General features: G+C 70.2%; 13 protein-coding genes. 5 read left to right on the forward strand and 8 right to left on the reverse strand.

All coding sequences use genetic code 11. The features are described from left to right. The 3 genes from E1285_RS39210 to E1285_RS39220 all read right to left on the reverse strand — a co-directional run. Positions 1 to 533: exonuclease domain-containing protein (locus E1285_RS39210; protein WP_279510125.1), on the reverse strand; the 533-nt coding region annotated here is incomplete at its 3' end. A 219-nt stretch (positions 534 to 752) separates the two neighbouring features. Further along, complete coding sequence (locus E1285_RS39215; RefSeq protein WP_165966942.1) at positions 753 to 1598, reverse strand: acyl-CoA thioesterase domain-containing protein; 846 nt, start codon at positions 1596 to 1598, stop codon at positions 753 to 755. Further along, a complete protein-coding gene (locus E1285_RS39220) occupies positions 1595 to 2236 on the reverse strand; it encodes a TetR/AcrR family transcriptional regulator (protein WP_132159670.1) in 642 nt (213 codons plus the stop codon). The genes E1285_RS39215 and E1285_RS39220 overlap by 4 nt, the downstream gene beginning before the upstream one ends. 90 nt (positions 2237 to 2326) lie before the next feature. Between E1285_RS39220 and E1285_RS39225 the strand changes: the two genes are divergently transcribed. Both E1285_RS39225 and E1285_RS39230 read left to right on the forward strand, forming a co-directional pair. After that, a complete protein-coding gene (locus E1285_RS39225) occupies positions 2327 to 3622 on the forward strand; it encodes a cytochrome P450 (RefSeq protein ID WP_132159671.1) in 1296 nt (431 codons plus the stop codon). Positions 3623 to 3652: 30 nt separating this feature from the next. After that, positions 3653 to 4282 carry a TetR/AcrR family transcriptional regulator gene (locus E1285_RS39230; protein ID WP_132159672.1) on the forward strand — a complete coding sequence of 210 codons (630 nt, stop codon included), beginning with the start codon at positions 3653 to 3655 and terminating at the stop codon, positions 4280 to 4282. Between the two features lie 9 nt (positions 4283 to 4291). On the opposite strand, the gene paaE is transcribed toward E1285_RS39230, so the two are convergent. The 5 genes from paaE to paaA are packed head-to-tail and all read right to left on the reverse strand — an operon-like array spanning position 4292 to position 8053. Beyond that, entirely contained in the window at positions 4292 to 5374 is a 1083-nt protein-coding gene (gene paaE, locus E1285_RS39235; RefSeq protein WP_132159673.1) for a 1,2-phenylacetyl-CoA epoxidase subunit PaaE, read from the reverse strand. 1 nt (position 5375) lies between these two features. After that, positions 5376 to 5876 (reverse strand): 1,2-phenylacetyl-CoA epoxidase subunit PaaD, encoded by a 501-nt coding sequence (gene paaD, locus E1285_RS39240; RefSeq protein ID WP_207947147.1) that lies wholly within the window; start codon positions 5874 to 5876, stop codon positions 5376 to 5378. Next, positions 5870 to 6784, reverse strand: a complete 915-nt coding sequence (paaC, locus tag E1285_RS39245) for a 1,2-phenylacetyl-CoA epoxidase subunit PaaC (protein WP_132159675.1) — start codon at positions 6782 to 6784, stop codon at positions 5870 to 5872. The genes paaD and paaC overlap by 7 nt, the downstream gene beginning before the upstream one ends. Before the next feature lie 16 nt (positions 6785 to 6800). Continuing rightward, a complete protein-coding gene (gene paaB, locus E1285_RS39250; RefSeq protein WP_132159676.1) occupies positions 6801 to 7094 on the reverse strand; it encodes a 1,2-phenylacetyl-CoA epoxidase subunit PaaB in 294 nt (97 codons plus the stop codon). After that, entirely contained in the window at positions 7091 to 8053 is a 963-nt protein-coding gene (gene paaA, locus E1285_RS39255) for a 1,2-phenylacetyl-CoA epoxidase subunit PaaA (RefSeq protein WP_132159677.1), read from the reverse strand. The genes paaB and paaA overlap by 4 nt, the downstream gene beginning before the upstream one ends. A 91-nt stretch (positions 8054 to 8144) precedes the next feature. Between paaA and E1285_RS39260 the strand changes: the two genes are divergently transcribed. The 3 genes from E1285_RS39260 (at position 8145) to E1285_RS39270 (ending at position 10540) form a co-directional block, all read left to right on the forward strand. Next, positions 8145 to 8765, forward strand: coding sequence for a TetR/AcrR family transcriptional regulator (locus tag E1285_RS39260; protein WP_132159678.1), 621 nt, complete (start codon positions 8145 to 8147; stop codon positions 8763 to 8765). A gap of 129 nt (positions 8766 to 8894) precedes the next feature. Then, complete coding sequence (locus E1285_RS39265) at positions 8895 to 9980, forward strand: ImmA/IrrE family metallo-endopeptidase (RefSeq protein ID WP_207947145.1); 1086 nt, start codon at positions 8895 to 8897, stop codon at positions 9978 to 9980. Between the two features lie 68 nt (positions 9981 to 10048). Next, a complete protein-coding gene (locus tag E1285_RS39270) occupies positions 10049 to 10540 on the forward strand; it encodes a hypothetical protein (protein WP_132159679.1) in 492 nt (163 codons plus the stop codon). The last annotated feature ends 258 nt before the right edge of the window (positions 10541 to 10798 follow it).

The following is a 10798-nucleotide window of genomic DNA, read 5'->3' on the forward strand; positions in this document are numbered from 1 at the left end:
GGGCAGGGGACCAGCGGGAGGCTGAGGCCGAGCCGCTCCGCGGCCGTCAGCGAGCCACGCAGCACCCCGGCGAGGACGCGCGTGTCGTCCGCCGCGTCGTGCGCCTTGTGCTGGGGGACGCCGTAGTGGGCGGCCAGCGTCCCCAGGCGCATGTTCCGGGTGGGCGGCGACAGCCGGCGGTTGAGGGCCAGCGTGCACAGCCGCCGGTCGACCGGCAGCCGCAGCCCGGCACGCGCGAACTCCTGCGCCAGAAAGTCATAATCGAAACGCGCGTTGTGGGCGACCATCACGCGCCCTTGCAGAAGGGCCGCGATCTCGGGGGCGATCTGCTCGAATTTGGGAGAGCCCGCCAGACGTTGCGGGGTCAGCCCGTGGATGTGGACGGGCCCGGGATCGCAACCGGGATTCAGCAGCGTCGAGAACCGGCCGGTCACCTCTCCGTCCGTTCCCATCGTCAGCATGGCGATGGACAGCACCCGATGCTGCGACGGCCGGAACCCGGAGGTCTCCACGTCGACCAAGGTCCAATCCAAGGAATGATCCCGCATGGCAGCGCGCGTCCCCCATTATTCCGATCCGCCTGTGTCAGCGCCAGATTAAACGCGCAGCCATCGCCGACGCTGCAAATTGCGGCCTTTTCGCACTTCCACGCATGGCCGTATTCGGTCACTTCTACGTGTCAACCAGAGCCCGCATATCCGTGCACTCGGTAAAACCACGGGGAAGTGTCCGGGGAAACCCGGAATGGCGGGTCAGGTGCGGGGGCGGCGGGCTTCGACGACGAGGGCTTGGGCGGACTGGCCCAGGCGGCCGGCGGCGTCGTAGATGGTGGCCACGCTGAGGCCGCTGCCGGCGGGTTGGACGACGCCGGCGGCGACGAGGCCGACCCAGGAGGTGGCCGGCTCGCGGGACAGGTGCACGGTCAGCTCGGCGTTCATGAAGCTCCACCGGTCCTGGGGCAGGCGCATGTTCGTGGCGGTGGAGGCGTAGTCGGCCGCCGCCGCGACGCGTGCGATGGCGGGGGTCGGCTCACCGGCGATGACGGGGACCAGCAGGTTGACCCACAACCCGACCGAGCCCTCGGCGACGCCGGACGAGGCCAGCCCGTGGACCCGGATCGCGCCCGAGTCGAAGCAGTCCCAGCCGACGGCTTCGCGGGCTCCCGGGGTGGGGGTGCTCAGGTCGGGCACCGGCACGCCGGCGAAGGGGTCCGGGTGGTCGGTCGCGCCATCGGGCAGGTCGAGGTCGCTCCGGCGGACCGCGACGCACAGGGCGCGTGCGGCGGGCGCGCCGTCCGCGAGCAGCGTGATCTCCTGGCGCACCACACGCTTGCCGCCTTCGGGCGCCGTCACCGACAGGGTCAGCGGGGCGTCGGGGACCGGGCCGAGCAGGTCGATCGTGAGGCGCGTGGGCGTCCAGTCCGGTACGTCGACCGCTTGCGCGAGGAGGGCCGCGACGGCGCCTCCGTGCAGGGCGTCCCGGCGCCAGGGGCCGCGGGCGTAGTCGGTCGGGACGACGCGGGAGCCGTCTCGTGCGAACAGGGCGGCGTCGGAGGTGGCGGCTTCGTCCGCGGTGGCGGCGCGGCTGTCGGTGGTCACGAGGCCGCCCGCGGGCCGGCCGCCGGACGAGCCGCCGGACGGGCCGCGACCTCGACGGCGGGGGCGAGCCAGCGGCGGAGGAAACCGCGCAGCTCGTCGGGGGTCCGCGCCGGGTCGCCCGGGTCGAGGAGGAAGGACTGGATCACGCGCAGCGTCCATTCGATGAGTTCGCCGAGCTGGTCGGGGCCGATCCCGGCGCCGTCCCAGTCCACGGCGCTCTGGTCCAGCAGGGAGCGGCCGATGGTCCGCGCGGTGTCGGCGGTGACGCTGCGCAGCAGGGAGTTGCCGCCCTCGACGTCCAGGAGGAGCCGCAGGTACGGCTCGTGGGGGATCTCCTGGACCGTGTACGCCACGGCCTCGACCATCGCCTCCCCCGGGTCGGTGACGCTGCGGAGGCGGCGCGACAGGCGGGCCAGGAAGTCGTGGGTGCCGTCGAGCGCGGCGGCGATGAGCATCGCGTCGGTGCCGGGGAAGTAGCGGTACACGGTCTGCCGGCTGATCCCGAGGGCTGCGGCGACGTGCGCGATGGTGGTGGCGCCGCCGAGTTCGCGGACGCACCGGTGCGTCGCGTCCTTGATCCGGGCGACCGCCTCTTCGTCGCTGGCGGGAGGCGAGCCGCCCCATCCGTGTGTTCGCACCGGGTCAACCTATCGATCGGCCTTGACAAGACACAAGTGTAAATGTGTATCGTCGCGGGGACGTGCACAAACGCACACCGGCGGTGACCCATGCTCGACGTACGGCAGCCCCAGACCGCTCCGGAGGGGGCGGCCCGGGTCGCGGACCTGTGCGATGCCGACCTGTCCGACCCCCGCACGTACGAGACGGGCCCGCCGCACGCGGCCTTCGACGTCCTGCGGGCGGCGGCTCCGGTCGCCTGGCAGGACGAGCGGCCGGTCGCGCTCCGGGCGAGCGAGGCGTCCAGCGGGCTGCCCGCCCCGCCGTCCCCCGGTTTCTGGGCGGTGACGAGCCACGGGCTGGTGCACGAGATATCGCGGAACCCGGCGCTGTTCTCCAGCCACCTGGGCGGCGCCCAGATGTTCACCGCCGACGAGCTGACCCTCGCCGGCCTTCGCCTGATGATGCTCAACATGGACCCGCCGGACCACTCCCGGCTCCGCAAGATCGTCACGCCCGCGTTCACGCCGCGCGCCGTGGAGGCGCTCCGCGACTCCATCGGCCGCCACGCCCGCGAGATCGCGGACGACCTCACCGGCGCCGGGACGGTGGACCTCGTCACGACCGTCTCGAAGGAACTCCCGACCCGCGTCCTGGCGGACCTGCTCGGGATGCCCGAGCCGGACCGGGACCTCATCGTCACCTGGTCGGACGGGATGATCGGCTTCGAGGACGGCGAGCTGACCGGCGACCCGTCCGTGGCGGTGGCGATGTTCGCCGAGGCCGTCGAGTACGGCAAGCAGGTCGCCGCGGACCGCCGGGCCCGCCCCACGGACGACATCATGTCCGCGATCGCCAACGCCGAGGTCGACGGCGAGCGGCTCACCGACGACGAGTTCTCCATGTTCTGGATCCTCCTCGTCATCGCGGGCAACGAGACCACCCGCAACTCCCTGTCGGGCGCGGTCATCGCCCTTCAGGAACACGGCCTGTGGGACGGCCTCGCCCGCAATCCGGAACTGCTGGCCACGGGCACGGACGAGCTGGTGCGGCACGTCTCCCCCGTGATGCAGTTCCGGCGCACCGCCACCCAGGACACCGAACTCGGCGGCCAGCGCATCCGTGCCGGCGACAAGGTCGTCCTGTGGTACACGGCCGCGAACCGGGACCCCGCGGTGTTCCCCGACCCGCACGTCCCGGACCTGTCCCGCGACCCGAACCCGCACCTGGCGTTCGGCACCGGCCCGCACTTCTGCCTGGGGTCGCGCCTGGCGAAGCTGGAGATCTCCACCATGCTCACGGAGCTGCTCACCAGATACCCCGGCCTGCGCATCGGCGGCGACGTCGAACGCATCACCTCCAGCTTCATAGCGGGCATCGACCACCTCCCGGTCACGCTGAAGTGAGCGTTCGCCCGGCGTGAGATGCTGCGGGGTGTGACGACGTCCGAGCCCGCTGAACCGACGCCGCGGCGGCGGCGGGGGCGGCCCGGGTACGACCAGGAGGCGATCCTGCGGACGGCGGTGGAGCTGTTCAACCGCAAGGGGTACGACGCCACCAGCATGGGTGACCTGGCCAAGGAACTGGGGCTGACGAAAGCCGCCATCTACCACCACGTCACGAGCAAGGAACAGCTGCTCAGCCGGGCTTTGGACGACGCCCTCGACGAACTCACCGCCACCGTGACCGAGGCACTCCGCGAGCGGACCGGGATGACCGCCTACGAGCGGTTGCGTCAGGTGGTGCGGCGCAGCGTCGAGGTTCTCGTGGCGCACCAGCCGTCCGTCACGCTGCTCCTGCGGGTGCGGGGCAACAGCGGGGTCGAGCTGGCCGCGCTGGAACGCCGCCGCTGGCTCGACGACCGGCTCGCCGTGCTCGTCGCGGACGCCGTCAAGGAGGGCGCCCTGCGCGACGACGTGCCGCCCGCGCTGGTCAGCCGGCTGCTGTTCGGCATGGTGAACTCGCTGGTCGAGTGGTACCGCGCGGACGGGGTGTACGACCCGGCGACGGTCGCCGACACGATCACCACCCTGGCCTTCGACGGCCTGGCCCGCCACGAGACCTGAGAACGACGGTCAGGCGTCGTAGTCGATCGTGACGCTCTCGCCGACCGGGAACGACTGGCAGGTGAGGACGAAACCGGCGTCCAGCTCGGACGGTTCGAGGGCGTAGTTGCGGCGCATGTCCACCTCGCCCTCGCGGACGACGGCGCGGCACGTCCCGCAGACGCCGCCCTTGCAGGCGAACGGCAGGTCGGCGCGCGTGGCCTGGGCGCCTTCGAGGAGCGTCGTGTCCCGGGAGACGGTCGACGTGGTGCGCAGGCCGTCGAGGACCATGGTCAGCTCGGTCGTCTCGCCGGGCGGGGCACCGGCGGCGCGGCGCGGCTGCGGCGGGGGCTCGTCGACGTAGAACAGTTCGACGTGCACGGTCGCGGGGACGGCGAGTTCGGCGAGGACGTTCCGCGCGTCCTCGATCATCCGCAGCGGGCCGCAGAGCCAGACGTGGTCGAACGTCTCGGCCGGGATGAGGTCGGTGAGCAGGCGGCGCAGCCGGTCGCGGTCGAGGCGGCCGGAGAACAGCTCGACGTCGCGGGGCTCGCGGGAGAGCACGTGGACCATCTGGAACCGGGCGCCGTACCGGTTCTTCAGATCGCCGAGCTCCTCGGTGAACATCACGGTGCGGCTCGTCCGGTTGCCGTACACGAGCGACACCTGCGCCCCGGGGTGGGCCAGGACGGTCGAGGCGACCGACAGCATCGGCGTGATCCCCGATCCGGCGGCGATGCACAGGTGCCGCTCGCCCGGTGCCGCGTCGGCCCGCCAGGAACCGGTCGGCGCCTGCACCTCGATCCGCGTCCCCGGCACGACCTCGCGGACGAGCCAGGAGGAGAACAGCCCGTCCGGGATCTCGCGGACGCCGATGCGCGGCGCGGAACCGGCCGGGGCGCAGATCGAATACGACCGGCGCTGCTCCTCGCCGTCCACGAAGCGGCGCAGGGTGAGCGACTGCCCGGCCCGGAAGGCGTACGCCTCGCGCAGCTCCTCGGGCACGTCGAACGTGATCGCGGCGGCGTCCTCGCACAGGTGGTCGACCGCCGCCACGGTCAGCGTGTGGAAGGCGGCGGCCGGCCGCGTCCGCGCGGGCGCCGGAGTGGTCATCCTAGATCTCCTTGACGTGCTCGAACGGTTCGAGGCAGTCGGTGCAGCGGTAGAGGGCCTTGCAGGCGGTGGCGCTGAACTCGGAGGTCAGCCGGGTGGCCGTGGAACCGCAGCGCGGGCAGGCGGGGGCGCGCCGCGTCGGCCCGAGATTGAGGCCCACCGGACCGCACTGGGGGGCCGGTCCGGGCGCCGACAGGCCCGCGTCGTGCAGGGCGGCCCGGCCGCGCTCGGAGATCCAGTCGCTCGACCAGGGCGGATCGAGGACGACGCGCACCTCGACCCGGGGGAACCCGGCGCCGTTCAGCCGGTGGACGAGGTCGTCGCGCATGGTCGCCATCGCCGGGCAGCCGGTGTAGGTCGGCGTGATCGACGCGACGACCACCCCGTCTTCCACGTCGACGTCGCGCAGCACGCCGAGGTCGGCGAGGGTGAGCATCGGCATCTCGGGGTCACGGACCTGCTCGGCGACCTCGGCGGCGCGTTCCCTTACGTCGTTCACCAGAGGCCTCCCGGATGCGCACGCGCCACGACCTGCATCTCGGCGAGGAGCAGGCTGAGGGCCTCGGTGTGCATGCCGTGCCGCCCCGTCCGTCCGCCGACGCCTGCCAGGGCGGGCCGCTCCGGACGCTCGACACCGCTCACGGCGAACACCTGGTCAAGGACGGCGTCCACCTCGTCTCGCGTGGACACGGGGTCGACACCGACACCGGCCTTTGCGAGGGAAAGCTCCACGGGGTGTGTGGAGACCAGTTCGGGCTTGAGCGGCCACATCTCCTCAAGAGCCGAGAGGAGCCTGCGCCGCGACTCCTCCGTGCCTTGAGCCAGAGTGAGGAACCAGCGTCCGGCCCAGTCCCGGTGGTACGTGACCTCCTTGACGCCCTTGGACGCCACCGCCGACAGCACACCGTCGGTACTCGCGCGAAGCCGCTCCAGCAGCGCGAGCCGCGCCACCGAGAACAGCAGCAGCCGCACGACGACATGCGCGAAGTCGCCGTTCGCCACCTCCACCAGGCGTACGTTGTGGAACTGCCCGGCGTCGCGGAAGAACGCGAGCGCGTCCTCCGCAGGAACTGGCGAGCCGTCCGGAAGAACGGGCACAACGCCCGGATCGGCAGCGGCGGCCCTCGCCAGCAGCAGCCGTGCCTGCCCGAGCAGATCGAGCGCCATGTTCGCCAGCGCGATGTCCTCTTCGAGGTCAGGCGCGCGGCTGCACCACTCCGACAGGCGCTGCGACATGATCAGGGCGTCGTCGCCGAGCATGAGGCAGTACATGGCGAGTTCGGCGTGGTCGACGCCGTCGGGCACCGTCGTGTCGACGCCGGCGAGCGGGTCCTCGAAGTCGGTGCCGAACGCCCACTGCGAGGCGTCCCCGGTCCCGATCAGGCCCTCGAAAATGCTCTCGTCGCTCATCGTGATCCCTCCCCGGTCACATGTGCGGGACGTTGCCGGGGATCTCGTAGAACGTCGGGTGGCGGTAGACCTTGTCGCCGCTCGGCGCGAACAGGGGGTCCTTCTCGTCCGGGCTGGACGCGGTGATGGCGTCGGCCCGCACGACCCAGATGCTCACGCCCTCGTTGCGCCGCGTGTAGACGTCCCGCGCGTGCCGCAGGGCCATCGTGTCGTCCGGCGCGTGCAGCGACCCGACGTGCACGTGGTTGAGCCCGCGCTTGCCACGCACGAACACCTCGTAGAGCGGCCATTCCCGCCTGTCGGCACTCATCCGGCACCTCCCTCGGCCGTCCGGTCGGCGAACGCCGAAGCCGCCTCCCGCACCCACGCCCCGTCGTCGTGGACGGCTTGGCGATGCGCGAGGCGCTGGGCGTTGCACGGCCCGTTCCCGCGGACGACCGCCGCGAACTCCTCCCAGTCCGGCTCGCCGAAGTCGTAGTGGCCGCGCTCCTCGTTCCAGGCCAGCCCGGGATCTGGCAGCGTCACCCCGAGCACGTCGGCCTGCGGGACGGTCATGTCGACGAACTTCTGCCGGAGCTCGTCGTTGGAGTTGCGCTTGACGCCCCACGCCATCGACCGCGCGCTGTTCGGGGACTCGGCGTCCGGCGGCCCGAACATCATCAGGGACGGCCACCAGAACCGGTCGACCGACTCCTGAACCATCTCGCGCTGGGCGTCGGTGCCGCGCATCATCGTCATAAGCAACTCGAAGCCCTGCCGCTGGTGGAAGGACTCCTCCTTGCAGATGCGGATCATGGCGCGCCCGTACGGCCCGTAGGACGTGCGGCACAGCGGCACCTGGTTGACGATCGCGGCGCCGTCCACGAGCCAGCCGATCGTGCCGACGTCGGCGTAGGACAGCGCCGGATAGTTGAAGATCGACGAGTACTTCTGCTTGCCGGACAGCAGCAGTCCGGTCAGTTCGGCCCGCGAAACGCCGAGCGTCTCGCACGCCGAGTACAGGTAGAGCCCGTGCCCGGCCTCGTCCTGCACCTTGGCCAGCAGGATCGCCTTGCGCCGCAGGGACGGGGCGCGCCCGATCCAGGCGCCCTCGGGCTGCATGCCGATGATCTCCGAATGCGCGTGCTGCGCGATCTGCCGCACGAGCGTCTTCCGGTAGGCGTCCGGCATCCAGTCCCGCGGCTCGATGCGGTCGTGCCGCGCGATGGTCGCGTCGAACCCCGCCTGGAGCCGCTCCTCCAGCTCCGGCTCCAGCGCATCGGTCGTCATCGTCCCCTCCGAGACCTAATTACTTATCGCTCGGTCAGTAATAGCCTGCCACGCCCGCCCCCACCACGCAATAGCCGGTAGCTTGCTGTCCATGAGTGCGGTTTCGGCGGAGGATCTGACCGGCAAGGCGCGGTTGCGCCGCGCCGCGCTCCACCTGTTCGCCCAGGACGGTTTCGACGCGGTGTCGATCCGCGCGGTCGCGGCCGAAGCGGAAGTCTCCTACGCCCTGGTGCGTCACCATTTCGGCACCAAAGAGGGCCTACGAGAAGCGGTCGAAGAGCACGTCCTGCGCAGCCTCGGCGAGGCCATGGACGAGCTGGACCGTGACCGTCCACCAGGCGACCTGGTCGCAGCCCTAGGCACGGTGTCGGCGCGACTGTTCGGCGCCGACCCGGACATACGCGGCTACCTGCGCCGCGTGCTGACCGACGGCGGCGAGACGGGCGCGACCGTATTCACGCGCCTGCTGAACGGCACCCGCCAGGAACTGGAACGCCTGCGCGAGGCGGGAATCCTGCGCGCGGACGCCGACCCCGAGTGGGCGCCCTACCAGGTGCTGTTCCTGATCCTCGGACCACTCCTCCTGGAACCGGCGATCCAACCGACCCTGGACACCGACGCATTCGACCAGCCGACCCTGGAGAGGCGCAGCACCGCCAACCAGCACCTCCTTCAGAACGGCCTGTTCACCGATCTCGACGCACCGCGCTGACCCACGCGCTCATCTCATGTCGACGCCGGGCGGCGTCCTCGGGCTGGAACAGACCACACCACGAGGCGTCTGACCTGGCACAGCGCCGCGAAATTGGGATTTTCCCAACGGGGTGGGTACCATGGTGCCATGAGCCAGGAGATCGGTGCGCGCGTGGCCGCTTGCCTCACCGGAAGGCAGACTCAACGGGAAGTCGCCTCGCAGATCGGCATGACCCCGGACGCGTTCTCTCGTGCTCTGAACGGCAAGCGCGCCTTCTCCGCCCTCGAGCTGGCCCGTGTTGCCGAGGTGCTGAACGCGGACATTCACTACCTCATCACCGGCGAAGCCGACCCGCGCCGCATCCTGGTCGCCGCTCGGCATGATTACGATCACCAAACCGGCCAGCGCACCGTACCCGACGCCGAGACGGACAAGGCCGTCCTGCGCGATGTCAGTCTGGCCTACCGGCAAGCAGAGCCGGCCAACCTCCCAGCGTCGACTCTCCCTGCGACTCCGGAAGACGCCCGCAGCGCCCTCGGTCATGGATTCGTCCGCCCGTTCATCGAGCGACTGGAGTCGTCGATCGAGGTCGACGTGGTTCGCCTCCCAGGCTTGTCCACGTCCTACTGTTTCACCGTGTCCAGCCGGGCCGTGATCGTGCTCGCCGCCACGGGAAACTGGTTCCGTGAGAATTGGGCATTGGCGCACGAGCTGGGACACTTGGCGCTAGGGCATCTCGATCCGGGCCTAGCACCAGCCGTGCGCGATCAGCACGAAGCCAAGGCGAATGCTTTCGCCGCCGAACTGCTCCTGCCCGCCGAGGTGCTGCGGTCGATGGAGTGGTCCACAGTAACGGCACCTGTTCTAGCCACCCGGGTATGGGACTTCGGAGTGTCCATCGATGCCTTGGCCAGACGACTCAATTCACTGGGCATCGTCGTGTCAGACGCCCTGGCAGAGTGGGCGGTCCAGCCCACGCAACGGCTGCTTCGACGGCACTGGCAACCGACCGAGCCTGGTGACCCGATCACGGCGAGGATGGACGCGGCCGCGGTTCGCCACTTCTCCCTGGCTCTGCAAGATGCCCATCTCGCTCTCATCGCTCAGGGCGCCCTTCCGAAGGGAACCCTGGCGTGGATGCTCGGGGTCGTCCCAGACAGCCTCGAAGTGGACGAACCCGCCCCCCAGGAGGTCATCGCGCCAAGCGAACTTGCCTCTGCGCTCGGACTCTAGACGACACAGATGACCTCGCTACTTTTCCGGACAACACGGTCCTGGTCAACTTCGCCTACATCAACCGCATGGACCTACTTGAACGTCTCAGCAATCGCCGCGGTAAATGGTGCGGGACGGTTGCATGGGAGTGCGATCGATCATCGATGCAACCCGGGCTCGGTGCCATGGCACAAGCACACGACATCTTCGGCGAGCCACTGCGTCCAGAGAACGGCGCAGAACACGTCACCACCCGAACGCTCCGAGAACGCCTGGCCAAACCAGGCGACGCCCCTCACAAGCATCTGGGGGAAGCTGAAACGCTCGCCATCATCTCGTGCCGCTCTTTGCAGAGTATCTTCGTCACCGACGACACCGATGTCCCTAGTCTCGCCCAGGAACACGGGATCAAGACAGTCACAACGTGGGACCTGCTCCGCCTGGCCGGGCACGTGAAATATGTCGACGCCGACACACTATGGGCCTACATACAAACCCTCCGCGACCACGGGCGAGGCAGGCCACCCCGCGTCCACGACAGGACATCGTTCGATCAGTGGCTGACCGGCGACAGTTGACCGCCCTGCGCCAGCTTGATGCGCCGTTCAGGCGATCTACAGGACACGGCGGATGTCCTCGGCCAGGTCGGCGACCGTCAAGGATGGGCCCGCGCACTGGATGCGGCCGGTGCCCGTGGCAGAGGCCCCGGCGTCATTGGGCCGGGGTCTGCACGCCGGGGTCAGAGGTTCAGTTCGTCGCGCTTCATGCGGGTCACGAGCCGGGCGAAGCTCTCGGCTGAGAGGGTCAGGTGGCCGGCGTCAGGGGCCTTGCTGTCC

This window comes from Actinomadura sp. 7K507 (genome assembly GCF_004348425.1).
In the GTDB taxonomy this organism is placed as follows: Bacteria; Actinomycetota; Actinomycetes; order Streptosporangiales; family Streptosporangiaceae; genus Spirillospora.